At 69.4% G+C, this 24,156-nt stretch carries 26 protein-coding genes; 2 read left to right on the top strand and 24 right to left on the bottom strand.

Features of this window, described 5'->3' with window-relative positions; translation table 11 throughout:
* Positions 1-30: 30 nt before the first annotated feature.
* The 5 genes from ALMP_RS00710 to ALMP_RS00690 form a co-directional block, all read right to left on the bottom strand.
* Positions 31-1,029, bottom strand: coding sequence for a hypothetical protein (locus ALMP_RS00710; protein WP_264923876.1), 999 nt, complete (start codon positions 1,027-1,029; stop codon positions 31-33).
* A gap of 226 nt (positions 1,030-1,255) precedes the next feature.
* Positions 1,256-1,594, bottom strand: a complete 339-nt coding sequence (locus ALMP_RS00705; RefSeq protein WP_264923875.1) for an SH3 domain-containing protein — start codon at positions 1,592-1,594, stop codon at positions 1,256-1,258.
* A gap of 132 nt (positions 1,595-1,726) precedes the next feature.
* A complete protein-coding gene (locus ALMP_RS00700; protein WP_264923892.1) occupies positions 1,727-2,206 on the bottom strand; it encodes an OmpA family protein in 480 nt (159 codons plus the stop codon).
* 51 nt (positions 2,207-2,257) lie between these two features.
* Entirely contained in the window at positions 2,258-2,797 is a 540-nt protein-coding gene (locus ALMP_RS00695) for a hypothetical protein (protein WP_264923874.1), read from the bottom strand.
* A gap of 111 nt (positions 2,798-2,908) precedes the next feature.
* The gene (locus ALMP_RS00690) at positions 2,909-3,154 is read right to left on the bottom strand and encodes a hypothetical protein (RefSeq protein ID WP_264923873.1); all 246 of its coding nucleotides are present in this window, start codon (positions 3,152-3,154) and stop codon (positions 2,909-2,911) included.
* Between the two features lie 507 nt (positions 3,155-3,661).
* Between ALMP_RS00690 and ALMP_RS00685 the strand changes: the two genes are divergently transcribed.
* Positions 3,662-4,864: an IS110 family transposase gene (locus ALMP_RS00685; protein ID WP_264923872.1), complete on the top strand. Its 1,203-nt coding sequence runs from the start codon at positions 3,662-3,664 to the stop codon at positions 4,862-4,864.
* On the opposite strand, the gene ALMP_RS00680 is transcribed toward ALMP_RS00685, so the two are convergent.
* From ALMP_RS00680 to ALMP_RS00595, 18 genes are all read right to left on the bottom strand, one after another.
* Positions 4,848-5,219: a hypothetical protein gene (locus tag ALMP_RS00680; protein ID WP_264923871.1), complete on the bottom strand. Its 372-nt coding sequence runs from the start codon at positions 5,217-5,219 to the stop codon at positions 4,848-4,850. The two genes, ALMP_RS00685 and ALMP_RS00680, sit on opposite strands and share 17 nt — an antisense overlap.
* Before the next feature lie 138 nt (positions 5,220-5,357).
* A complete protein-coding gene (locus ALMP_RS00675; RefSeq protein WP_264923870.1) occupies positions 5,358-5,966 on the bottom strand; it encodes a hypothetical protein in 609 nt (202 codons plus the stop codon).
* 41 nt (positions 5,967-6,007) lie between these two features.
* Positions 6,008-6,847, bottom strand: a complete 840-nt coding sequence (gene trpA, locus ALMP_RS00670; RefSeq protein WP_264923869.1) for a tryptophan synthase subunit alpha — start codon at positions 6,845-6,847, stop codon at positions 6,008-6,010.
* Positions 6,844-8,115, bottom strand: a complete 1,272-nt coding sequence (locus tag ALMP_RS00665; RefSeq protein WP_264923868.1) for an MFS transporter — start codon at positions 8,113-8,115, stop codon at positions 6,844-6,846. Before ALMP_RS00665 ends, trpA begins: the two co-directional genes overlap by 4 nt.
* Positions 8,112-8,321 (bottom strand): hypothetical protein, encoded by a 210-nt coding sequence (locus ALMP_RS00660; protein ID WP_264923867.1) that lies wholly within the window; start codon positions 8,319-8,321, stop codon positions 8,112-8,114. The genes ALMP_RS00665 and ALMP_RS00660 overlap by 4 nt, the downstream gene beginning before the upstream one ends.
* A 132-nt stretch (positions 8,322-8,453) precedes the next feature.
* The gene (locus tag ALMP_RS00655) at positions 8,454-8,831 is read right to left on the bottom strand and encodes a hypothetical protein (protein ID WP_264923866.1); all 378 of its coding nucleotides are present in this window, start codon (positions 8,829-8,831) and stop codon (positions 8,454-8,456) included.
* Positions 8,832-9,043: 212 nt separating this feature from the next.
* Complete coding sequence (locus tag ALMP_RS00650) at positions 9,044-9,301, bottom strand: hypothetical protein (RefSeq protein ID WP_264923865.1); 258 nt, start codon at positions 9,299-9,301, stop codon at positions 9,044-9,046.
* Positions 9,302-9,438: 137 nt separating this feature from the next.
* The gene (locus tag ALMP_RS00645) at positions 9,439-10,671 is read right to left on the bottom strand and encodes a glutathione synthetase (protein ID WP_264923863.1); all 1,233 of its coding nucleotides are present in this window, start codon (positions 10,669-10,671) and stop codon (positions 9,439-9,441) included.
* 39 nt (positions 10,672-10,710) lie between these two features.
* The gene (locus ALMP_RS00640; protein WP_264923861.1) at positions 10,711-11,982 is read right to left on the bottom strand and encodes an acetyl-CoA carboxylase biotin carboxylase subunit family protein; all 1,272 of its coding nucleotides are present in this window, start codon (positions 11,980-11,982) and stop codon (positions 10,711-10,713) included.
* Between the two features lie 54 nt (positions 11,983-12,036).
* On the bottom strand, positions 12,037-13,146 hold the full coding sequence (locus ALMP_RS00635; protein WP_264923859.1) for a GNAT family N-acetyltransferase: 1,110 nt from the start codon (positions 13,144-13,146) through the stop codon (positions 12,037-12,039).
* A 70-nt stretch (positions 13,147-13,216) separates the two neighbouring features.
* Positions 13,217-13,909 carry an HAD-IA family hydrolase gene (locus ALMP_RS00630; RefSeq protein WP_264923858.1) on the bottom strand — a complete coding sequence of 231 codons (693 nt, stop codon included), beginning with the start codon at positions 13,907-13,909 and terminating at the stop codon, positions 13,217-13,219.
* The gene (locus ALMP_RS00625; protein ID WP_264923856.1) at positions 13,906-15,075 is read right to left on the bottom strand and encodes an MFS transporter; all 1,170 of its coding nucleotides are present in this window, start codon (positions 15,073-15,075) and stop codon (positions 13,906-13,908) included. Before ALMP_RS00625 ends, ALMP_RS00630 begins: the two co-directional genes overlap by 4 nt.
* A 116-nt stretch (positions 15,076-15,191) precedes the next feature.
* The gene (locus ALMP_RS00620; RefSeq protein WP_264923855.1) at positions 15,192-16,454 is read right to left on the bottom strand and encodes an MFS transporter; all 1,263 of its coding nucleotides are present in this window, start codon (positions 16,452-16,454) and stop codon (positions 15,192-15,194) included.
* Between the two features lie 245 nt (positions 16,455-16,699).
* A complete protein-coding gene (locus ALMP_RS00615; protein WP_264923854.1) occupies positions 16,700-17,239 on the bottom strand; it encodes a hypothetical protein in 540 nt (179 codons plus the stop codon).
* A gap of 327 nt (positions 17,240-17,566) precedes the next feature.
* Positions 17,567-17,908, bottom strand: a complete 342-nt coding sequence (locus ALMP_RS00610) for an SH3 domain-containing protein (protein WP_264923852.1) — start codon at positions 17,906-17,908, stop codon at positions 17,567-17,569.
* A gap of 94 nt (positions 17,909-18,002) precedes the next feature.
* Positions 18,003-18,359: an SH3 domain-containing protein gene (locus ALMP_RS00605; protein WP_264923851.1), complete on the bottom strand. Its 357-nt coding sequence runs from the start codon at positions 18,357-18,359 to the stop codon at positions 18,003-18,005.
* 226 nt (positions 18,360-18,585) lie between these two features.
* On the bottom strand, positions 18,586-18,945 hold the full coding sequence (locus ALMP_RS00600; protein WP_264923850.1) for a hypothetical protein: 360 nt from the start codon (positions 18,943-18,945) through the stop codon (positions 18,586-18,588).
* 183 nt (positions 18,946-19,128) lie between these two features.
* Positions 19,129-19,482 (bottom strand): SH3 domain-containing protein, encoded by a 354-nt coding sequence (locus tag ALMP_RS00595; protein ID WP_264923849.1) that lies wholly within the window; start codon positions 19,480-19,482, stop codon positions 19,129-19,131.
* 1,279 nt (positions 19,483-20,761) lie between these two features.
* On the opposite strand from ALMP_RS00595, the gene ALMP_RS00590 reads away from it, so the two are divergent.
* Positions 20,762-21,748, top strand: coding sequence for an ATP-dependent DNA ligase (locus tag ALMP_RS00590; protein ID WP_264923848.1), 987 nt, complete (start codon positions 20,762-20,764; stop codon positions 21,746-21,748).
* A 46-nt stretch (positions 21,749-21,794) separates the two neighbouring features.
* Here the strand turns inward: ALMP_RS00590 and ALMP_RS00585 are convergent, their stop codons facing one another.
* A complete protein-coding gene (locus ALMP_RS00585) occupies positions 21,795-23,708 on the bottom strand; it encodes a helix-turn-helix domain-containing protein (RefSeq protein ID WP_264923847.1) in 1,914 nt (637 codons plus the stop codon).
* Positions 23,709-24,156: the final 448 nt, after the last annotated feature.

The raw sequence follows: 24,156 nt of genomic DNA, 5'->3' as shown, positions 1-24,156 counted from the left end.
TCGGTAGGGGGCTGGCGGGGGCTTGGGCCGTCAGCGTGAGTCGACGAGGGCGTAGCGGTAGTCGAGGATCTCCGGCTTGCCCTGGCGGGGCAGGTGGACGACGGCTTCACCTTGGAAGCTGTCCACCACCAGGGAACGCGGCGTCTTGTTGTAGACCGACTCCCTCTTGCCGGGGGAGATCTGCAGGCCGGCGTTCGTGACGAGGGACTCCTCCTTGTGGGCGAGAGCGGTGATCGCCAGGACCCCGGAGGAGGTGGTCAGGGTGTAGGTCTTGTTGTGGGTCGGCGTGATCGGGAAGAAGTTCACCGTGGCCTTGGACCCGAGGTGGTCGCGGCGTTCCTTGTACGTCTTGAGGATGGCCTTGGCGTTGTCGTTGGCGTGGGAGAGTTTGCTGCCGTCCTTGGTGCCGCCGGTGGTGAAGAGGTCTTCGATGGCGTTGGTGACGCCGCTGGGCACGAGGTTGCCGACCGGGGCGTCCTGGTCGGCGGGGACGGCCAGGCCACCCTTGATCTGCGGAGCCGGAAGCGGTTGCTGCGGGAACAAGGAGATGACCTTCTTCCAGGTGCCGCCGGTGTCGGCGGACTTCTCGAAGATCATGAATGTGTGATTCGTGCCGTTAGTGGAGGCCGCGGCCGCGAACCAGTTGCCGGTGGGCGGAATGTAGAAGGTGCGCCGGGTGAAGTAGAAGGGGACGCTGTATTCCTTCTTCTCCTTCGCGCTCAGGGTGTCGAACTGCTCGTAGTCGGCCTTGCTGCGGGCGTAGAGCTGGCCGGCCTCCACCGTGGCGAGGAGGCCCGCGTCGCGGGTCTTGTTCGCCTTGTTGTTGATCTCTTGGTAGTGGTCGAGGATCTGGTCGGCCTCGGCGCGGGTCACCGTGCCGTTGGGAGTGCTCGTGGGCGATGGCTTGGCCGGGGTCTCGTGGGTATTCGTGCCGCCGCCGGCGCAGCCGCTCAGTACTGCTGCGGCTACCGCGGCGAGCACCGGCACCGTGCGCAGGGATCGGCGAGGTGCCGTGGAGGGGTGGGCCATGGTCGGGATTCCTTCCGCGGGTCGTGAGGGTGGGAGCTGCGCTGCCCGCGTGATCGTCGGCACGCCGGTGAACTCCTTCGGGTGTCGGCAGCGGCGCAATGAGCGGTGTGGAGGGCGGCTGGGGCCGCGTGGCCGGGGCTGGTGGTGTGTGCCCGGGCACGCGTGAGGAGCCATCCGGCGGATGTTCAGTGAGGCGCGCGGGGGCCGCTCACAAAGGGCGATCCGGTCAGCTGGCGAAGCCCCAGAAGTAGGCACCCCACATCCAGCCGGTTCGGCCGGCGTTGGCGCCGCTGGTGACCTTGACCCGGTACCACTGGTACTGGGACTTGCCGTCGTACCAGAGGCAGTTGGAGGTGACGCGGGTGCCCTTGCTCAAGACGCCGAGGGCCGCCGAGCCGGTGGAGTGGTTCGACCGGAGTTTCACGGCGGTGGTCGTCTTGCCCTTCTGCGTCCAGGGGGTGCAGGAGGCTGCCGACGCCGCCGGGGCGGTTGTCAGTGCCCCTCCCAACAGGGCAGCGGTGACTGCTGCTGCGGCGACAGCACTGCGGATCTTGGTCTTCGCCATCGGGTGAGCTCCTTCTTGCATGCGATGGGGGTGGGTGGCGGGGGCTGTGAAGATGACTGCGACAGGCAGGCCGCGGCCGGCGGGTCCTGGCATAGGTGACCCGCGATCGGGTTGCTGTGGCGGACCTACTGGTCAGGTTCGGGAGATGACGATCTCCACCCGCCGGTTCTTGGCGCGCCCGCTCTCGTTGTCGTTGTCGCCGATCGGGTTCGTCTCGCCGTAACCGGTGGCCGTGAAGCGGAGCTGCGCTATCCGCGGGTCCTTCTTGAGGACCTTCAAAACCGCCTCGGCCCGTGCACGGGACAAGGCCAGCCCGTGGGCCGCGCTGCCGAGGTTGTCGGTGTAGCCGTTGATCCTTACCGGGCTGCTGGTTCCCGAGTGGAAGATCTTTGTGGCGAGGTCGTACAGGCGGTCCTGGGCCTGGGCGGAGAGGCGGGCGCTGTCCTTGGCGAACAGGACCTTCGACTGCAGGGCGTAGGTGGTGCGTTGGTCCTGGACGATGGTCCTCTCGGTGCCGTCCAGGTTCTCAACGCGCGAGATGATGTCCGAGTGCCGGCCGGGGATGTCGGCCACGCTCGTGCGTTCGTCCGCGTGTGCGTTAGCCGAGGTCATCACGAGCACAGCGGAGAGAGTGAAGGCGGCGGCGATCCGGCGGTGCACCGTTCAGCCCTCCTGCAGCGGCACGGTGACTACGCTCAGGTTGCCCAGCGCCAGATCGACCTGCTTCACGTCACTCGGTGGCGCTTCGAACTGCGCGTACAGCTGTTTGGTCTGGCCCTTGTCAATGGAGCCGGTGTGTTCGCTGCACAGGCACCGACCGCTTGAGTCGATCAGCGCCATGTAGCGCTTCTTGTGGGTTCGGTCGACGATCGAGGAGCCCGCCAGCGTGTACACATCGCTGCCGTCGCGCCAGTCGACGGTGAGGTAGTTCTTGCTGCCGCGGTTGGTGACCTCGAACCTCACCAGCACCATGCCGTCCTTGCGCTGGACGCTCTGGATCTTCGCGTCGATGCCGTTGTCGCCCTTGAGCCGGGCCACGGCCGCGGGGGCAGCCTGCGACTCAGTGCTAGCCGGTGTGCCGATGGTTGCGGCGGACTGGATGGGCCGGGAGGTGCCGCTGTCGTTATCGGAGCAGGCGGCAACGGCTAGGAGTGAGGATCCGGCCATCAGCGTCGCGACGACGCTGTGGAGGGCTCTGTTCACGAGGGTGGTCCCTTCGTGTCACGGTTGCGGGCAAGGGGCCGGCGCCGGAGAGTGGCAGCCCGGCACGGGATGAGCTTTGTCGCGGTCAGGCACGCGGCGATGCCGTCTCTCTCAGCGAGTCAGGGCGCTGACGATGAGACAGGCGGCCCCGAGAATGGGGATGAGCGCGAGATACGACAGCGGACGGTGCAGGACCGGCTTGCCAAGCGAGGGCTGACGCATGCCGGCTATGGGGACGGCTGGCTGGAGCCGGCGCAGTTTGCGGTATGCGGCCCAGTTGGACATCAGGGCGTACGGGGCTCCGACGATCAGGGAGCCGACTCCCCACCAACCCTGGCAGAGCGTCTGAGAGGTCATCTCTCGCACCAGGGCGATACCGCATATGGCGCATAGAGGGCCATCGATCTTGTGCCATCGCATGACGAAGATGAGGCCCTGGTGGGCGCGGATCGTTACAGGGGCAACAGGGGTAACCCGGCACACTCTGCACCCAATCGGGGGAGCCGGCGCGAATGCCGGCGCTGCCGGCGGGCTCTCCGCGTTTGTGCTCCGCGGCGCCTGGTGGGCGTTGTACCAGGCTGGCACCTGATAGTCGGGGACGAACTGAGAATCGGTACCGAAGCGCGGGCCCGGCTGAGGAGGCGTGGTCATGCGTGGGTCCTTAAGAATGTTGGGCGGTCCGGGAGGACCGGGTGTGGCTGATGCGTGGTTGCCCGCGATGGCTTCAGGAGAATGGCCGCCCGGTCCTCCGGGACGCTCCGACTGCTGATTGAGAGCTGCGAAGCATCGCTGGTTAAGGACCTGTTGGCGGAGTGTTCCCCGGGCCGTGAAGGCACTGGTCGCGAGGGAACGGAGCGGACGGGCTTGAGCGCGTCTCACACGGGGATATGGGTCGGCATAGACGCCGGCAAGGGGCACCACTGGGCGGTCGCGGTCGATGGCGACGGCGAGACGCTGTTCTCGACGAAGGTGATCAACGACGAAGCCCAGATCCTGACGCTGATCGACACGGCCCGGGAGAAGGCTGACGAGGTGCGGTGGGCGGTGGACATCTCCGGCCGGGCCTCCGCCCTGCTGCTGGCCCTGCTGATCGCGCACGGTCAGCAGGTCGTCTACGTGCCCGGCCGCACCGTCAACCGGATGACCGGCGCCTACCGGGGCGAGGGAAAGACCGACGCCAAGGACGCCCTGGTCATCGCCGACCAGGCTCGCATGCGCCGGGACTTCACCCCGATCGAGACTCCGCCGGAACTGGTCTCCACGCTCCAGCTGCTGACCGGTTACCGGCGCGACCTGATCGCGGACCGGGTCCGGCTCATCAACCGACTCCGCGACCTGCTGGTCGGCATCTGCCCCGCGCTGGAGCGGGCCTTCGACTACTCCGCGGCCAAGGGCCCGGTGGTCGTGCTGACCGAGTACCAGACCCCAGCCGCTCTGCGCCGGATCGGCGTCAAGCGGCTGACCACCTGGCTGGAACGCCGGAAGGTCCGCGGCACCGACGCCGTCGCGGCCAAGGCCGTCGAGGCCGCCCAGTCTCAGACCACTGCCCTGCCCGGGGAGGCCCGGGCGGCCAAGCTGGTGCGCGACCTGGCCCACCAACTCCTGGCCCTGGACGAGCGGATCAAGGACAACGACCGGGAGATCCGCGAAACCTTCCGGACCGACGACCGCGCCGAGATCATCGAGTCCATGCCCGGCATGGGCCCGATCCTGGGCGCTGAGTTCGTCGCCATCGTCGGCGACCTGTCCGGCTACAAGGACGCCGGCCGCCTGGCCTCGCACGCCGGCCTGGCACCGGTGCCCCGCGATTCCGGCCGCCGCACCGGCAACTACCACCGGCCCAAACGTTACAACCGGCGCCTGCGCTGGCTGTTCTACATGTCCGCGCAGTCGTCGATGATGCGGCCGGGCCCCTCCCGGGACTACTACCTCAAGAAGCGGGCCGAGGGCTTGATCCACACCCAGGCGCTTCTCGCGCTCGCCCGACGCCGGGTGAACGTGCTCTGGGCGATGCTGCGTGACAAGAGGCTCTTCACCTCCGCCCCACCAGTCACGCAGACGGCTTGACACGGTCATTGAGATTCTCCGGAAGGGTTTGCAGGGCCGAGGCCTGGGGATGGAAGGCGGGCTCCCAACCGGGAGCGCCTCGCCATGTGCTGTGGGCGATGCAGCGCAGAGCCCATCCCAGGGCGCTGACTTGCACACTGAAAAGGTCGTTGTCTGTGCGGGCGGCCAGTTCGCGCTTCTCGTCCCATTCCGCGAAGACCTCGCCGAGGCCAGCCACCCACCTGCGTTCGTCGGTACAGCCGGTCGCGTCGGCATGGGCCAGACGTGAGCGGACGAACGCGGCGAGCCGGGCGTCGCGTGCCTGTTCCCAGGCGGGGTCGGGGGCCTGGAGGGTGAATTGGTGGGGGGAGGGCATCTGAATCGCTCCTGGTGAAATCGAGTAAGGGACGTGGTGCTCCGCGCCGGCAGGCGGGGCACCAGTGCTGTAGGGGCGGTAACCCGGACGGTCTTTGCGTTCGGCTAGGAGGGCGGGGGTAGTTGGAGCGGCGTCCGGTCAGCTCTTCACGGCCCACTCCAGCGGCTTCTTGTAGAAGCCCTGGGTGAGCTCGACCGCGGCGGCCTTCTGGCCTTGCGGAATGAGGAAAGCGCTGCAGATGCTCTGTGACTGGCCGGCCACCAGCTTCTTGTCGGAGTCGAAAGCCGGGCAGTTGGGCCACTTCGCCTGGCCGAGCAGCACGATGAGGGCGCGGGTGCGCTGGCCTGCGTCCGTCCTGACCACCAGATCGTCATCCATGTCGCCGAGCGCCATGGGCTTGCCGCTCTTGTGGGTGAGCGTCGACCAGACGTAGACAGGCACCTGAGGGCCGTCTTCCTTGTCCTGCTCGAGCCCGGAGTTTTCGAAGTCGGCCTTGGTGCCGGTGACCACCTTGGTGGGCGTAACCGTGTAGGTGGCCCCTCGGGAGTTCTGCATCTGGCTCTCTTGGGCCGGGCTGGCGTCACCGAGTCGGAACGTCGGACTCTGCTTCGTCGGGGCGGAGCTCTTGTGGTCGCGGGATGCGCCGGAATCCGAGCTCGCACCGCAGGCGGTGAGGGTGATCGCCGTGGTGATTCCGATGGCGAGCGCGGTCAGGTGGCGCGGGCCCGGGGGCGTGGGACGGGACATGGTGGGTTGTTCCTTCTCCTGGACGAGTGGGGGTCTGCGGCTCAGGCTGCGGAGCGCCGGGCGCTGCGTACTCCGGCGGCGAAGTCGCGGGCGATCTCGGCGGCGGCGGTCGCGGACGCGTCGGGCTGGTCCCGCATGCGCCGGATGACAGCCGAGCCGACCACGACGGCGTCCGCGTAGGCGGAGGCCTGTGCGGCCTGGTCTGGTGTGCTGATGCCGATGCCGACCGCGACTGGCAGGTGGGTCGCGGTGCGCAGCCGGTGGACCAGCCTCGGCAGGTCGGGGCTGAGCGGGCTTTGGGAGCCGGTGAGGCCGGAGGTCGCGGGGGCGTAGGCCATGCCGCTGTGGGATGCACCGATCGCCGCCAGATGGGCGGTGGAGGCATGGGTCGGGATGAGGGGGATGGTGTGTAGGCCGGCCGAGGCTGCCGCCGCTCTCCAGGCATCCGCTGCTGACGGGGGCAGGTCAGGGATGAGCACGCCCGATCCGCCTGCGGCGGCCAGCTGGTTCGTGAATGACTCGATGCCGTACTGCGCGATCGGGGTCCAGTACGACATGACCAGCAGCGCGGCAGACGTGGACGTGGTCAGTTCGGATGTGGCCGTGAAGACGTCGTGCATCTCGAAACCCCCGGCCAGTGCCTGGGCGGCGGCTTCCCGGATCACGGGGCCGTCCATGACCGGGTCGCGGTGCGGGATGCCGATCTCCAGCACGTCGGCGGACTGGGCCATCAGCTGGAGGGCATCCAGGCTGGCTGTGCGGGTGGGATAGCCGAGTGGCAGGTAGAGGCCGAGCGCGGCTCGCCCCTTGGCGCGGCTGGAGGCGAGGGCGCGGTCGAGGCGACCGGCCGGCGGCCAGGTCGGCGATGTGGATGTGCTCATGACTGCCTCTCGGGCGACGTGTGCAGGAAGCGGGCGGTTTCCGTGCGGAGCGCAAGGTGTTGACAGACCGGGACGCAGAGAACGAGGGCGAGCGCGGCCGTGGCCGCCGGCAGGATCCAGGGGCCCGCGAGCAGTCCGGCGACCGCCGTGCCCAAGGCCTGGCCCAGCCCGAAGGCGGCGATGAGCCAGCCGTACGCCTCGACAAGCGTGCCGGGCAGTGCCAGTTCGGCAACCACCTGATAGGCGCACGTCAGCAGCGCTCCGAAGGCCATGCCGGGCAGCACCGCCAGGAGGAGTGCGGCATATGGGGGCGGGTCGAAGCACAGCGGCAGCCAGGTGACCGAGAACAGTGCGGCAGTCAGGCCGAGTTGTCGGCCGAGAGGAAGCTGTAGCGGTAGAGCGGTCCACGCGGCTGTGCCCAGGAAGGCCCCTACCGATACTCCGGCGGGCAGGACGCCCGCCAGCCACTCAGCTGCATGACGTTCGCTCGCCGTCAGGGCGGCCACCGACAGCTCGCCGAGCGACGCGCCGACCGCGGTGAGGACGAGCAGCATCCACCGCATGCCGGCCGAGCGCAGAGCACCGAGCGGTCCGCGGCGAACCGGAACGGGCCGCCATGTGCGGGAGGGAGCCGACACTGCGACGACGAGGGCCCCTGCCAGTCCGAGGCCGGCGGCCAGGGCGAAGGCGAGTCCGGGCGGCGCCGCCGACGCGGCAACGGCGGCGGCGAGAGGACCAGCGACGTAGACGAGTTCCTGACATCCGCTGTCGAGGGACAGAGCCGCACGCAGGTGTTGCGGGGTGGGGGTGAGAGCGGGCCACATGGCCCGCAAGACCCCCTCGCTCGGCGGGGCCGAAATGCCCGCGACGACGACGGCTGTGGCCGCGATCAGCAGATTGGCCGTTTCGGCTGCTGCCAGGACGAAGAGCGCGGTTGCCGACAGAATGGAGCCGCCCAGGAGGATGAGGGTCTGTCCGCGCCGGTCGACCAGGCGGCCAAGCAGCGGCTGCCCGACGGCTACCGCAAGCCCGTACAGGGAGGCGAGCGCTGCTCCGGCACCGTATCCGTGGCCGTTCGCCCGCGCGGCGATCAGCAGCGCGACCGGCGTCATGCCCAGTGGCACCCGGCTGACGAGCGTGGCGGTCAGCAGTCTGGCGGCATACGGCAGCCGCAGCACGGCACCCCAGTGCACGGGTCGCCGCTGTTCGGAGTGGCGAGCGGGCGGGGTGTGTTCGAGGTGAGCGGGAGGCGTCTCGACCACGCTCATGCGTGCGCTCCCCGCTCCAGTCCCTCGCGCTCCCAGGTCCCCATCTGGCAGTAGTCCGCCTGGGAAGCCTTGGATCCGGCGATGGTGAACGGGGCCGGGTGCGCGGCCGCGACCCACTCGCGCGGGACGGCGTGCCAATTGCGGGAGCCGGCGTCCGGGAGCGGAACGGGATGCATAGCGTGCGCTGAGCCGTCGGTGGTACGCATCGTCGTCTTTCGGTTGGAGCGGGAGGCCCGAGACCGGGCCGTGGCCTGCAAAACGTGCAGCTGATCGGCCGCACGCGGAACTTCGGGCGGCCTTGAGCGCACGTGTCAGGCCCGGCCGCCCGGAGGGTCAGATCAGACGTAGAACCGGTGGGCCGGCGAGCACTTAGTCGGCTTCTGGCCGCTCTTGACGAGGCAGACCCTGATCTTGTGCTCGCCCTCGAAGAGCGTGGGGGTCCGCCAGGAGCAGGCGCCGTTGTTGAGCTTGTCGACGACGCTGGTCAGGAGGTAGCCGTCCTTGGTCAGGATCTGGGTGACCGCGCTGTAGCCGTCGGTCTTGATGTCGCACGCGATGACCCGGCCGTTGACGTGGTTGTAGAAACCCTTGGCACCGCCCCCGTTGGAGTACCACCAGCCGGAGCTAGCGAAGGCCGGCGTCGTGAGGAGCGTGACGGCGAGGGCGCCACCGAGGGCGAGGGGCGCCGTGCGCTTGAGGGCGCGGGAGATGAGCATCGAGGGGTTCCTTTCCTGAGGAAGGGTGCAGATGGCGGGCAACGGCATCCGTCGCGGCGTCCTGTTCCGTCGGGAAGATGGGCGGGCCGCTCGGAGGCCGCGGGCCGGGGCTGGCGGCGAAGGGCGTAAACGGTCGCGGGGGCGTGGGTCGCCGGCGGGGCGGGTCGTCGCGGCTGAGGCGCTGAGGGCCGAGCGGGCCGTGATGGTGTTGGTCATGGGCGGTCTCCCGTGTGCAGGAGCGAGAGGCCTGCGCTGGGTGACCATGGGCCGAGGATGCAGCTCGCTGGCAGAGCCGTCAGGCGCAGGTGATCGTCCAGTGCTTCCTGGTACTGGGCCAGTTCGGCATCGGACACGGGCGGGTGGGGTGCCTGGTTGGCGGCCTCGTCGAGGGTGGCGAGGACTTCGCCGTCGATGTCGTGCGGGCCGTCCCAGCGCAGCGCGAGGAGGTTGTGTCCTTCGCCGGTACGCACCGGCAGTCTGTGGCCGGCCGGCGGTGCGCTCCACACGGGCAAGGGGTCGAGGACAACCAGAGGGAACAGGAGACCGAGGCCGCGGCAGGCGATCTGGACCCGGGAGGCGGGGGCTGGGGGGCTTATGGCAGGCGAGGTCATGCGGCGCTCCCGTATAGGCCGAGGTTTTCGGCGGCTCTGACTACCTGGTGGTCTTGGTTGATGGCGCGGCTGTCGCGGGCGATGAGGAGGAGCCATCCCGCGATCTGGCCGGCTCGGACCGGGGCGCCGCCGGTGAGGGCGGTGGTGGCGGCGACGGTGGGGAGAGCGGTGATAGTTCGGAGCAGGGCAGGGTCCAGGGCGCCGTCACGTCGCGGCAGCAGGGCGATCTTCGTGACGTGGGCGTGCGGCTGGTGCGGGGCCTCGGGGCGTCGGCCGGTGGCGAGCAGCAGCGCGGTGTCGCGGATGGGATCGTGGCCGGTGGCCAGGCGCAGCGTGTCCGTGGCGAAGTCGGCATACGGGTCGGTGCGCAGGGACAGCAGGGCGGGGCCGCGGTCGGGGATGAAGGTGACCGTGGCGTGGGCGGGGCCATAGCGGACGCCGAGGGCCGTGAGTGCGCGCATCGTGTACAGGGCGAGGGCGCGGGCCAGTAGGCCTTGGCGGCTCAACAGGTCGGCTCGGCATACCTGTTGCTCGGGGGTGCGTAGCTCGGACCAGATCGAGGTGATGGTGTGCTCGGAGGCCCCGGCGCGGTCGGGACCGGTGAGGGTGTGGATGCGGTACTGGGCGCCGGCGAGGTGCTCACGCAGGACCAACGGCTGGGTGCTGGAGTCTTGGAGACGGTGCCAGGCGACGCGGATGTCGTCTGCGGTGCGGCAGAAGTGGAAGGGGCGGGGGTGGGTGGGGTCGGGGTGCTGGAGGACGAGTTCGGCCGTTTGTGTGAAGGCGGCCCACTCCAGGGCGTTGGACAGGCGTGCGGTTCGGATGCTGCGTGGTGCGGTGATGCCTGATTCCAGGAGCGCGGCGCTGGTGAAACCGGTGTCGCGGCGGATGTCTGCGGTGTCGAGGGCGTTGCCGGGCAGGTTGAGGCGGGTGGCGAGGAGGTCGGCGAGTTCGGTTCCGGCCGGTGATCCGGCGAGGACAGCTTGGACGCCGAGGCGGTTGAGGTGGGCGGCAGTGCGTCGCAGGCTGCCTCGGTGGGTGATGTGCTGGAGGTAGCCGGCGCTGTCGCCCGGCTGGTGAGCGGGCTCGGTGACCGCGATGGAGTTCCAGCCGTGCCGGGCCAGCGCGGGCACGTACCGGTCGCCGGCGTCGGCGGGAGCGACGACGGCGGCCGTGCCGGTGCGGTACGCGGGCGAGGCTGCCGCGAGGAGGGGTGCGGCGAGGGCCATGGTGCGGGACTCCTGTGGAGTTCGGGCGGGCCGTGTGGTTCAGGCGACGCAGGCGGTGGAGACGGTGTCGGGCTGGATGTGGACGCCGCTGCGTTCTTCGACGAGCTGGAGTCGCTGGTGGCAGGTGTCAGGGTCTGGTCCGATGACCACGGCGAGCGCCAGGCGGTCCAGCAGCGTGGCGCGGGGTGGGGCGTTGACGTGGCTGCCGGGTGTGGCGGTCCACTCGAAGCGGTTGAGCCAGGAGGCGAACGTGCCGGTGTTCAGAGCCGTGACGTGGCCGGTGACGGGCGGGTAGAGGAAGCGGACGGCAGCGCTCTGGCTCTGGCTGAGGACCAGCTCGGGGTCGGCGCCTACAGCTAGGTCGGCGGCGATCTGCGGCAGGTTGAGGCCGGTGGCCAGGTGGACCAGGTGCGGGATGAGGTCTCCGCCGAGTCGGGCGTTGATCTCGACAATGCGCGGGCCCTGGCGGGTCAGGCGCATCTCGATGTGCATGACGCCGCACGAGATACCAACCGTGCTCACGGCGCCAAGGACGACCTCGCGGATCCGGGGGTCGGCCAGCAGGGGGTCGGATGCGTCGACGAGGTGGCCGGTCTCCTGGAAGCCCGGTTCGTCACCGAGGTATTTACGGGTGATGGCGGCGATGTGGACGGTGTCGTGTCCCAGGACAACGCACTCGACGCTGATCTCGGGACCGTCGAGGTACTCCTCGATCAGCACGCCGGCAGGTCCGGTCTTCTCCAGGCCGAACAGGGATGCGCCCCGGGCAGCATGGAAGGCGTCGCGGACCTGGTCGGGGGTGTCTGCGCGCCGGACGCCGGCGCTGCCCCCCATCGACCTGGGCTTGAGGACGACCGGACCGCCGAGGAGAACCGCGTACTCGACGGCGGTCTCGGCGTCCGGGACGAGGTAGGAGCGGGCCGAGGGCACGTTGGCCGCGGCGAGCAGGGAGCGGCTGAGGTACTTGTCGCGGCATGCCTCAACGGCGCTGGGGGTGTTGCCGGGCAGCATGAACCGCTCCGCGATCCTGGCGGTGAGAGCCAGGTGCTGCTCCATGTAGGTGAGCACACCGGCAACGCTCTGCTCGGCGGCCAGCGCGGCGACGGCCTGGGCGACGGCCTCGGTGTCCGCCAGATCAACGGCCATGGAGACGGCTACGTAGTCGTTGGCCCACGCGGGAGGATGCTCGTCGAGGAGGGCGACGCGGTGGCGGGCGGCGATGTGCTGCAGTCCGTATCCGCGCCAGACGCGGCTTCCGGCGCCGATGACGACGAGCAGCGGCGATCTCGAGGGGTGCGATGCGTGGGGCACGGTGATGTCCTGACGTGGTTCGGGAAGGGGGCGTCCGCAGCGATTGGGCAGGGGTCAGGCCTTGTTCCAGGCGCGCAGTACGTGCTGGTTCAGGCCTGTGTGCAGGGCACCGAGTCGGCTGACGAGGTGGGGGTTGGGCCTGGTGAGGTAGACCGCGGATGTGAGCGCGACGGGGAGCATGCCGAGGCGGGCCTTGTAGGCGTAGTCGCAGCGGCCGGCGTCCAGGACGCTGGCGCCGGTATCGACGGCGAACTTGACGCTCTCGTACATCAGCCAGCTGTAGATCGGCAGGTCGCCGTTGCGGGCATCGTCGATGGCGGCGGTCCACAGGTAGAGCGCCGAGCCGTAGCGGAAGCAGAAGAAGCCGCCGGCGAGGCTGCCGTCGCTGTGTTCGGCCAGGAGTCCGACGGCGCCGGGTACTCGGGTGAGGGGAGCGAGCATGTCTGTGCCGTAGAGGGCCGGGCTGTGGCCGTCGCCAGCCCTGACGGACTGCGCGGCGAACTCCGGGACGTAAGGCAGAAGTTCGGGTCCACGGGCGATCTTGAGGGTGAGGCCGGCGTCGTTGCCGCGGCGGTGCTGGCTGCGGAATTCGCGGCTGGTGCTGGCGGAGGGGAAGTTCGCGATGAACTCGTCGACGGACGCGCCGACACGGGCGCGGTGGGCCCAGTACAGAACGACTTCGGCGTCGGGCGTGCGGGCCTGGCGCCACAGGGTTCGCTCCGCTGGTGGGATGTTCGCGATGACCAGGGCCTCGGTGCCGATGTCGCGGGCCAGCGCGCGGCCTCGGTCGACGGCTTCGGCCAGGACGGGCACGGTTGCGCCGGGCAGTCCGCCGTACTCGCCGTAAACGGACGGGCCGTACAGGACGTCGGCTTCGAAGGTTGGACGGGTGACGCTGGCATCGTCTTCCATCGCGTGCCACAGCGGGCTGTTGCTGACCTGATAGAAGGACATGCGGTGCTGGCTCGGGCCGTCTTGGAGGAAGAGGTGGTGACGGCTGCGGACCTGTTCGGTGCGGACGGCCTGCCAGGCGGCGGCCCACTCGCGGGTGTGGAAGGGAGTGGCGGCGCGACGCTCGGCGGGCAGTGCGACCACCGAGGAGTGCCAGGTGCTCGTAACGGCAGAGGAGTGCGGGCGCAGGCGGCGCAAGGTGGTCACGCTCATGGTCGGATCTCCGGTTCGGCGATCGGGATGCGGCGGGTGCCTGGTCGGCGGGACATCGCCGCGGGGTCGGTCATGCGCTCGTGGCAAGGGCGCCGATGGTCGTTGCGGCCGGCGGCCGGGGAAGATGGCGCGCGAGTACGGACGGGTCGCCGGTGTAGTGCAGACCCCGCAGGCCGAGCTGCTCGGCGGCCTGCACGTTGTCCAACCGGTCGTCGACGAACAGGGTCTTCGACGGCTGCGGCCATCCGGCGGCTTCGAGCGCGGCCTCGTAGGCCCGTCTGTGGGGCTTGTTCACTCCGATGCGGGCCGAGTAGACAGTCCGGCTGAACAGGGTGGCGCACCATTCGGCGTCGTCGAGCGTGTTGGCCAGCGGCTTCGGCGCGTTGGACAGAAGCACCAGAGGCAGCCCGGACGCGTGAGCCGCACGCAGGAGGTCCAGCACGACGGGGTCCGTGGCGGTCCACATGGCGACGTCGGCACTTGCGAGGGCGGCCAGGTGGGTACTGCCCGGAGGTGCTGTGCGGCCGTTGCGCAGCAGTCCGCTCCAGAACGTGGAGGTGATGACGGTGCCCTGGTCGTACGGTTCCCGCCGCTGCCAGAATGCCTGTTGGAAGGCGTGGGTCTCGTGGGGGTGCCATCCCGCGAGTTCGGCGAGCTGGGTCCACTGGGCGAGGCTCGGCTGTCGTCCGAGGACTCCGTTGTAGTCGAGGATCACGGCCTCGAGGCCGGAGTCATTGTGGGTGGTCGGCATGTCAGCGGTCATCGGGACTCCAGGGCTCGGTGGGAAGCGAGGGCAACGGCCGCCGCCAGGACGACGGGCAGGGTGAGCGCGGTGGGCAGGCTGGTGAGCGAGGCGAGCGCTCCGATGGCGGCGGGACCGGCGAGCAGGCCGAGGTAGCCCGTCGCGGCGACCGTGCCCACAGCGCGCGGTCCTCCTCGCCCGGCGGCCGTGATGAGGGAGGGCATGGCCGTGGACAGGCCTGCTCCGAGTGCCATCCAGCCGATCAGAGCGGCTGGGGCGCTGCCGACGAGCAGTGCTGCCCCGAGTCCGGCGGCGGCCACCGTGGCGCCTGCACGCACCAGCGCGGGCGCTCCGTAGCGGCTGGTCAGCCGGTCGCCAGCGAGGCGCCCTGCGGCCATGGCGGCGCTGTAGAGGGCGTAGGCGGCTGCCGCTGTTGCTTCGGAGCTGTGGAGGGAGTGCAGATGCACCGCCGACCAGTCCGCGGCAGCGCCTTCAGCCAGCAGGCACGCGGCGGCCAGAGCGCCCAGCAGCCATACCGTGGCATGGGTAGTGGGGGCTGGCTTCGCATCGTCCGGAACTGCCTCGGTGCGCTCGGGTGCGTAGTCGAGAAAGGTTGCCGCTCGAACGCTCGGCACGGCGGTGATGGCGGTGAGCACCGTGACGGCGCCGATCGTTGCGAACAGCACGTTGTGGGGCATCCAGGTGGTCGCGGCTGCGAGCGCCGCCCCGCACAGAGCGCCGATCGAGTAGGCGGCGTGCAGACCGGACATGATGGGACGTCGGTAGGCGAGCTCGCAGTGGACTGCGGAAGCGTTGCAGCCCACGTCCAGCAGCCCGTGGGCGAGGCCGAAGACGACGGCGCTTGCGATCAGGGTCGGCAGCGTGCGGCACTGGCCGAGGAGGGCCAGGGCGAGGCCGAAGCCGATGGCGGGGGCAATCAGCAGTCGGGAGGGACCGTGCCGGTCGGCCAGACAGCCGCCGAGTTGGAGGCCGCCGACCATGCCGGCTGCGGCGCCGAGGAGGACAAGCGAGAGTTGGCCCGGGCCAAGCTGTGCCGCGTTCTGGACCGCAGGCATCCTCGTACCCCAGACCGCCATGACGAGACCAAGCACGCCGAAGACACCGAGCAGCAGTCGGCGGTCGCTCGTCGGCGGTGCGTAGGGCGCGGCCGGAGCGATAGCGGTCATCGTGCTACCCCTGGCGCAGGCCGGGAGGTCGCGAACGAGGGCCGATAGCAGTGGCTTGCCGATGTCTTGGGCTGCGTGCTTTTTCGTCTCATGGTCGGTTTCTCCGGTTCGGCGGTTCAGGCTGTGGGGAGAGGCTCGGTGGTCACGCGGGCGGCCGGGCTGCGAGATGTGAGCCCGGCGAGCGGCAGGCACAGGGCGGCGCCCACGACGCCGGCGGCGAGGGTGGTGATGGCAGTGAGAACCCCACCGCCATAGGTCAGGGAAGCGGCCGCGAGAACGGGGGCGATGATCACGGCGACGGCGAGGGTGGATCCCCAGATGCCGGCGTAAAGGCCCCGCGCGGGCTCTGGTGAGATCTTGTTGAGCACGTCGGATGCGGCGATGAAGAAGGCGATCTCGCCGGGGACGGCGACGGCGACGGCAAGGCTGTAGCCGAGGGTGGTTTCGGCCAGGCCGGCACTCCCCATCCCGACGCCCAGGAGGAGGGCGCTGGCCGCGAGCGTGCCGATCATGGGCCGCTGGCCTCCGCAACGGCGGCTGAGCCACGGCGTAAGCAGAGGGGTGAGAGCGATCACTGCTCCGGCATTGGCGACCTGCGTCCACCCGTAGGCGCTGGCGGCCAGGCCGTCGTCCGCCATGAGCATCGGAAGCGCTGAGAACATCCCGGCGGCGCATGTCAGGGCGAAGACACTGACCGCCCACAGCAGCCACAACTGCGCGTCTCGTGTCACAGCCCGCACGTCGGTGCGCCTGGAGCTCGCAGTGGCGACCGGGATGTCGGCGGACAGGCAGCGGTGTGCGATGAGTGCACATGCTGCGCACGCGGCGGCGTTGAGCCAGAACAGGACCTGGAAGCCGACGTGTCCGGCCAGGAAGCCGCCGAGCGCTCCGGTGAGGGCCGCGCCGATGTTCACGGCACCGTGGCGCCATCCGTTGACTGCGGCGCGCTGCGTGTCGTCCGTGATGAGGTCGGCGATGACAGCCGTGACGACCGGACGCGCCGCGTCGTAGACGACGCCAGCGATGAGAGCCCCGGTGCACACTGCGGCGAAGTCGTGTGTCTGCGCCAGCAGGGGCAGAAGGACGGCTGCAGTCGCCATCGCGGTCACGAGGGTGCGGCGTCGGCCGAGGCGGTCGGCGGCCCATCCGGTCAGCAGCTGTCCGAGGAGCCAGCCGATGCCGAAGACTGCCAGGACCTGGCCGACGGCCTCGGTGGTATAGCCCAGGTGCTTGAGGTGGTAACTGAGGAACGGGTAGGCGAAGCCGAAGCTGCGTGCCACGAGCGTGGTGAGCAGCAGAGCCCAGATGGCGGGCGGCCATTGGCGGGGGGCGGGTTGTTCGGGAACGTTGGCGGTCACGGGCAGGGTGATGGCTGACACAGACGCTCCAGGAAAGACGGACGCAGGGCGGTCCAGGTGAGGCGGCCGGCATCAGCTGGTTCGGGCGCCGGACTGGATGTGGGGGGCGTCGCCGTTGCGGACGACGCCCCCGCTGAGCAGCTGGCCACGCCCGCGCCGGAAGGACACGGGGGTATCGCCCCAGGGGGATGAAGGCGAGGGCCGGGCTGCGCCTGGTGCCGGGCCGACGGGAAGAGGCGCGTCGGTCCCGGGAGCTGGGCGGGCGTCTACACGGTCGGGGATGCGGTGAACTGGATGGGGGCCTTGTAGTCCTTGCCGTCGCCCGACCAGTCCAGCTGTATGTAGCCGTCGGCGAGGTAGCGGCCCGATCCGGCCTTGTACTTGAGCGTCCCCGTCTTGTAGGAGCCGTTGCCCGCGGCGCTGCTGTTCTCGAGCGCGCCCTCGAGTCCGGTGTAGTTGGCAGACTTCACGACCGGGTCCGGGCCGCTCACGCTCTTCTTGGTCTCGAGGTGGAAGCGCGCCTTGTTGAAGGTGAAGCTGTTGTTGGTGCCGGACGAGTAGGGGCCGTCCCAGTAGACCGTGGCGGTGGTGTAGATGTAGCCGCCGGACCGCATGGCGCAGAGCTTGACGTCGAACTCCCAGTTGTCGGAGTCGGGCCCGTTGTACGACGGATCGTCATAGGAGCCGCTGCTGCTGGTCTTGCAGGAGTAGCTGGCGGCGGAAGCTGTTCCGGCGGTGGAGAGTGTGGTGCCGGCGACGGCCGCGGCGGCGAGCAGGGTGACGGCGGTGCGCTTGAGCGCGGGCATGGTGGCGTCCTCCGGGAAACGAGTGGCGTCGGCAGACCGTTCGCGGCCGGGCCGTTGATGGGGGTGGTGAAAGGTGTAGGTCCCGCCTTGGGCTGTCCGCTGGCCTCGTCCTGACCAGGGGGTTCCTCAGCAGTTCCACCGTGTGTCCTCCAGTCCGCACCAGCTGCCGTGTCAGATTCCTCGGGTCATGTGCAAGCTCGCAGGCGGGCTGCGGTGCAGAACTCGGCATCGCAGCCGGCGGACTCGGGAAAGGCTGGAATCGCAGCTGAGCAAGGGAGGCTGTGGGCGTCCCGGCCTGAGGTGGGTGTCCAGGGCGCCGGTCCGCGGTCAGAGCGTGAGGTAGTTGTAGTAGACCCAGCCCCACTTCCCCGCGTTGGCACCGCTGGTGACCTTGCCCCATGCCCAGTTGTTGCCGCTGGGGTACGCGATGCAGTAGTGGGTGAAGCCGGTGCCCTTGGCGAGGATTCCGGTCGAGGTATAAGACGTACTCGGGCCGGTGCGGAGGTTGACCGCGGTGGTCGTCTTCGCGTTGTGCGGGGTGTTCCACTCGTACTGGCACCGGGAGGGCGTGGTTACGGCGGACGCGGTCGGTGCGACCGCGAGAGTGGCCCCGCCTGCCGTCAGCAGGACGGCGCTGGCCAGTGCTACAGCGCGCGCGGCTATGCGCATGCCTTCTCCTTGCGATGTGTTGCTTGGGACACCGGTCGTGCATCGGACGCACGGTTCCTGAGCTGCGGCTGAAAGCGGGATGCGGGCCGGTCTGTCAGCCGGCCAGCTGGTACAGGCCGTCGTCGCGCACCCAGCCCTTCGTGCCCTTGGGAATGCCGGACTTGGACCGCTGGGTGAGCTGGCTGTAGTCCCAGACACCGCGGCTGCACAGCACGGTCAGCTTGTCCCCCCGGTACAGGTAGCCGCGGCTGGCGTAGGCGGTGGACGGGCCGGTGCGGAGGTTCCAGCCGTTCTTGGCCACGGTGGCGCCGAAGTTCGACCAGTTGACGGTGCACTTGCTGTGCTCACCGACGGCGTGCGCGGCGGGGGCGGTCGTCACGGTCAGGGTGGCAGCGGCCGCGAGTGCGAGGGCAGCGGGGGCGACCGAGCGGAGAGCGAGCTGGCGGATCATCGTCGAGCGACCTCTCGAAAGGGAAAAAGGGGGCGGGGGCATTGCCCGCGCCCGGCAGGGCGCGTGCGCGGGCGGTGACCCAAGAAGGCAGCTCGGCCGCCTTCAGGGCCGGCCGTCCTGCCGAGGAAGTGGAAACGGCGTGTCGAGTGCTGGGCGCGGGGTGATGAACAGTCGGCCGGGGCATTCGCGCGGGGTGCCGCCGGGAACAATGCCGGTTGCCCTTCGCCTACTTGGGGATCGGCGGCGTGGGCGCGGGGTTGGTGCCGTAGGGGTTGGCACACTGGTAGACCATGTAGCCGCGGACCTTCTTGCCGTCCTTCCGCGTGACCGTTCCGCGGGTGTACCACTGGCGTTCGGCGCGCTTGTAGGCCCACTGGTCGTAGGCGACCTTGTCGCCTCGGTAGCCGATACCCACCACCGTGGCCGTCTTCGCGGGTGCCTTGCGGATTTTGACCGCGCTGCAGCTGACCTTCGTGTGGCCGGTGTCAGCCGCATGCGCCGTTGAGGCTGTGACGACGCCGCCCGCGGCGACGGCCAGGCCCATCGTGGTGGCCAGGACGGTGCGCTTGACGCGCTGGGTGATCACGGTGGACTCCTTCGAGTGGAGGGAAAGCTGACCGGGAAGCCGGTCAGGGAAGCCCCCAGTGGGGCGCAAGGAGTTGCGCTGCTGGGTAGTGCGAGGCGGTGGCTGAGACGGTGTCTGCCCGCCGAGCCTTGAGTTGCCCGACGCATCCGGACGATCGGTGCGGGCAGCCGGACCACGACCGGGTCAGTCGAGCTGCATGGGTACGCAGTCGTAGGCGTACTTCTTGGCGACCCAGCCGGTGCTGTTCTTGGCCAGGCCGGTCTTGGACTTCTGGCCGAGCTGGAGCTTGATCCAGGACCCCTTGGTGGCGACCTTCTTGCCCCAGTCGCCCTTGTAGAGCAGGCCCTTGGAGGCGTAGCTCGTGGAGGGGCCGGTCCTGAAGTTCACGGCGTTCGTGTTGATCTTGTAATAGACGCGTGGCTTGCACGGCATCTCGGCGGCGCTGGCGGCCGGGGCGGCGGTTGCCGCCATACCGGCGGTCACCGACAGGGCCAGCATGGCGGAGGCGGCAAGACGAGCTGAGGTGCGGAGCTGCACGGAGATCCCTCACTTGATGTGTGAATGCATGACGGGATGAGGCGTCGCGGGGCCCGCCTGATGCGCGGATGCGGGTGCTCGGCATCAGTGCCGTCGGGCGGGTCGGCAACACCGATGGCGGGTGGGCCCCGTCGGCCGAGGGAAGTGGAGCGCGCCGACTGCGCCGACCGGCGGCAGAGCGGGGGTGCTCAGGCCAGCAGCGGGTCGGGCGTTGTCCGGCTGGCGAGAGGCCAGGCGCAGGGGCCGCAGGCATTTGCGGCGGCGCGGCATGTGCGGCGCGGCAGGAGCAGCTGCTGGGAGGCCGCCTCGCTCCTGCCGCGCGCCGCTCGCTCAGGGGAAGGAAGTCTTCCCCGGGCGGGAGGCCGGCCGAGGATCTGGTATATCCGTGACCGGCTCGGACGCGCCGTCGGGCGTGAGCGGGTGCTAACCGCTCAGCCCGGCTGCGCCGAGGTTCTGCATACGAGCCAGATCCGCCCGGGGGCATCGGCGGTGAGCCGACACGGTGGTGCGCGGTGTCGACTGGTCCGTCGCGTACTTGGAGGTCATATGGTTCGCCCCGTCTGGCTCGGGGGGCCTTCTCCCAGGAAAGTCCAGTGGTCAAGCTGTTTTCGCGTGGCGCACTGGTCTATCCTGAGCACCGCCGGCGTGCTCCAACACGCCGGTGGAAGGCCCCAGTGGGTTCCTCAGATCTGCTGGTGGTGACTCTGCTGAGAGTCGTTTTGCACAGGCCCTGGCAGGGGCCTGCTTTGCGCTGGCGAGAGCGGGTGCCAGGACGGTGGCTCCAACCACCTTCCGGTGCCCGCCTCCTGGTGCATGCGACGGGTTCGCCGCCGTCACCGGGCCAGCTCGCCGCTGGCCTGATCGGCTTCCCCTCGGGGACGGGTTCGGCTTGAGCCTCACTCGTCCTGTGGTTGGCCGGGCTTGCATCGGTAACGCTAGGCATATGCGTGAAGCGATGCCATTTCGCCGGTGCACAAACTGGCCGGTGACACCTGTCGGCATTGCACCAGTCGGCCGCATGCCGACACGGAAGTGCACCTTCCTCATGACGGTCGTTTCGGGGGTGCACATCTCTGGGCGACGCGGGTGGCTCACCTATCACTTGGCAAACTTTGCGCCTCACCTCTAACACCGCCTCGCCCTAAGCGAGTTGGTTGAGAAGGAAACATCTTTCGCTGGGCCTGTGCGGTGGCGTGGGGGGTGAGCCTACCCCTGCCTGATGAGCTGCTTTCCTCGTGTCCTCCTTCGTCCGGCGAGGCGTTAGTGGTAGCCCTCGGATGTGATCGACCTTCCCGCCGAGCCGATGCTGGCGACTCCCGTAGAAACGTTTGCACTTCCTTTAGATTGGTTTGCCGAACCGAAGTGGGACGGCTTCCGGGCCTTCGCGGCACGCGATGCTGCCCGCACTACAGTGCTGCGCTCACGCACGGGCAGTGACCTGTCGCCAGCCTTTCCGGAGATCACCGCGGCTCTTCAACGTCTTCCCTGTTCTGTGGTATTTGATGGTGAACTAGTCGTATGGGAGGAGTCCAGGCTCGCGTTCGAGCGGCTCACGCAGAGGCTGCACCGCCGGGGCGCCGCTGCTCAAAGGGCCGCGGCGGCCCGGCCGGCCCACTACGTCGTGTTCGACCTGCTCCACGTCGACGACCAGAGCCTGCGTCAACGTCCATACGTCGAGAGGCGGCGGGAGCTCGAGACCCTATTCCGGCGGGAGGGCCTGGGCGCGCCCTGGACGTTGTGCCCGTCGACCGGCGATGCCGAGGTGGCCCGAGGATGGCTGGCCTGGTCCGTAGCCGGCGTGGAAGGCTGCGTGTTCAAAAATGGCGGCGAGAGCTATCTGCCGGGAGCACGCTCTTGGCGGAAGTTCCGGGTGCGCGACACCCTGGAGATGATCGTCGGTGCGGTCACCGGAACGCCAAGCCGTCCGGCGAGCCTGTTGCTCGGCCGGTTCGGCTCAGCCGGCCAACTGCGATATGCAGGGCGCACAAGTGCCTTGCCAGGAGCTCAGGCTCAGATTATGGGCGGCCTCTTGCGAACGGCTGAGGCGGATCACCCGTGGGGCGGGCGGTCTTTCTCCGCCGGGTGGGGATCGCAGGAGACGCTGGAGGTGTCTCTGGTCGTTCCGGGGATTGTCGTCGAAATCAGCGCGGATATCTCCCGGGACGCCCGCGGGCGGCTGCGCCACCCTGCGCGTTTTGTGCGGGTGCGTGCAGACATGGCCGTCGAGGACGTGCCCCCCTTCGAGGCAGGGAGGCCGGCCAACTGAGGGAAGTGAACCGGGTTGCGCGCCGAGCGCCGGGACATCGCGGCGGTCAGCATGCGACGACGGACAACCCTCGCTGATCTGAGCGCAGGTCGGGCCGGCCCGTGACGACATGCAGAGAGAACTGCAGATCGCGTACGCCTGCCAGGGTGGCGAGATCGCGCTGCATGTAGTTCTCGACGGCTCGCAGGTGGGAACGCACCGTAACCTCGGAAAGACCGAGCGCGCGGGCTGCGGGCTCGACGTGCGTGTCGAAGGTGAGCCAGGCGAGGGCCGTGGACAGGAGGTCGCGTCGGTCTGCCTGGATCGGTCTGACCAGGGTCTGTGCCCAGGCGTGCACCTGGGGAGTGGCCAGCAGCCGCGCCAAAGAGGGCGGTTCCGAGCCGGTCAGCCGCGGCGAAGCGGAGACCTCTCGCTGCGTGACCAGTTCCATGGCCAGCGCAACGGCTATGCGGTCGCTGATGGAAGCGAAGTCCATGCGCAGGAGTTCGGCAGCTCGCGAGGCGCGGCGCATGACCGTGTTGCGATGCAGGCTCAGCCGGCGGGCCGCCACCGTGTACGGGTAGGCGAGGGCAGCCGGGAGGGTCTCGCGCATGGACTCCCACTGCGTCTCGTCACGCATCAGCGGGTGCAGCAAGCGGCGGGCCCAGTGCTGCGCCTCAGTCTGGGGCAGGAGACCGACAAGGTCGGAGCCGTGCACGGACAGGGCCACGGAGTCCGGTTGCAAGGCGGCGAACCTCTGGGCGGTGATGGCCTCGTGAAGCGCGTCTGCGAGCAGGGGCATGGAGTAGACCCCGCTGCCCCCCAGGGACGAAGGCGGTCCCAGCGCGCCCACCAGGCGGGTCAGTTCGGCAGAGACTTCTGCACCGGTGTCTTCGTCCGAGCGAATCGGATGCACGATCAGTATCCGCCGGTCGTTTCTCGGGTCGGGAACGACGAGGGTCTGCTGGCCGACCGATGCGCTACAGCGGCGCGCAGCCAGGTCCCGGCGCGCCTGCTGGGTCTCCACAACAAAGACACGGGCGGTTTCGGTTTCCAGAAGTCCGGGCGCCAGATTCGCCATGACGCGCCTCGCCTTGTCGACCTCGCCGTCCAGAAGAAGCTCGAACGCCGCGCTGCGCGCCGCGTGAGAGGCGTCCGAGGCTGCCCGGTACTCGCGGTGCGCCTGGTCGACGAGGCCCAGCAGTTTCGCCGCATGGCGCAGCAGCCGCAGGTCCGCCTCGTCGAAAGGAGTTCTGCGAGCCACCGCAAGGACGGTGTCGGCAGCCGAGGCTGGAGCCAGGGAGATGAGCTGGGTGTGGGGTCCGGAGAGCGTCTCGGGGAGAACTCCGTCCACGGACTGGCGGATGATGGCCTGTGCCAGCTGCTCGGCGGCAGTGGCCGGTGAAGCAGCGAGGACGCGCTCCGGCTCGCTGACCAGAACCTGACAGTCTAGGACCCGGGCGAGCCAGTCCGCGATGCGCTGCATGGCCCGGGGATCGGCCAGCTGCGCTGGCAACTCTTGTACGAGTGAGCTGAGTTGGGCAGCACGGCGCTCTGCGAACATCAGGCGGGACTGCTGGATCTCCTCGTGGACGCCGTCCCAACACTCGGTGGGCGCGGACGTGGCCAGGAGGGCGATGCCCAGGCGGGCGGCCCCGTCCACGATTGCCGGAGGGAACGGCTGGCGCGTGCCGGGAGCGGCGCTGACAGCCAGACCTGCGCTGCCGTGCCGGCGCATCCGCTGGAGGAGCTGCTCAAGCACCGCCGTTATGCGTCCGCGGAGACGGAAGGGTGACTTGCCGGTGATCAGGACGAGCGAGCCGTCGGGCAGAGCCGCGGGGACTCCGTTGTCCAGCAGCTCCTCCGGCGTCAGCGTCACCACTCCGGTTATCTCCGTGGAGTGAGACCGCTGAGAACCGTCTGCCACGAATGCCAGTTCGAGTTCGGGTTTGTCGGTGGGCAGTGAGCCCAGGGTCGGCATGTGTACTCCTCGAGAGATGGGACGAGGACGTGAAGTGCCCTCGGCGCCGGCTGGCCGGCTTGGGCACGAAGTGATCACGGCCTCATGACTCCACTCCCGTCGATTCGCGCCGCAAGCCCCGGATGCGCACTGCGCCGCGCCCGTCCCCCAGCGCGGGGAACCCGGAGGTACGGCCCAGCCCCATTCTCGAGTTGGCACCCCGCTTGAGGTGCCGCGGTGCGTGCGAGGAGCTCGGCTGGGCGGCCCCCCTCGCGCCGAGGTGCACATGCCTGGTGGGGGCCGTGTGACGTCGAAGATGATCCGGCCGCTCTCCCCCAAAGGCCGCCCTGCCGGATCGAGCTCGGCGGTGCTCCCGAAGAGCACGCGGCATGGCCGACGCCCCGTTTCGCGCAATCCCGCCAGCATGGTCACTGCTGCTGGATGCCAGCTCCATCCTCAACTCTTCCCC

This window comes from Streptomyces sp. A012304 (assembly GCF_026008495.1).
Lineage (GTDB): Bacteria > Actinomycetota > Actinomycetes > Streptomycetales > Streptomycetaceae > Streptomyces.
Note: the sequence above shows the minus strand (reverse complement) of the source record. Positions and strands in the feature narration are given on the sequence as shown.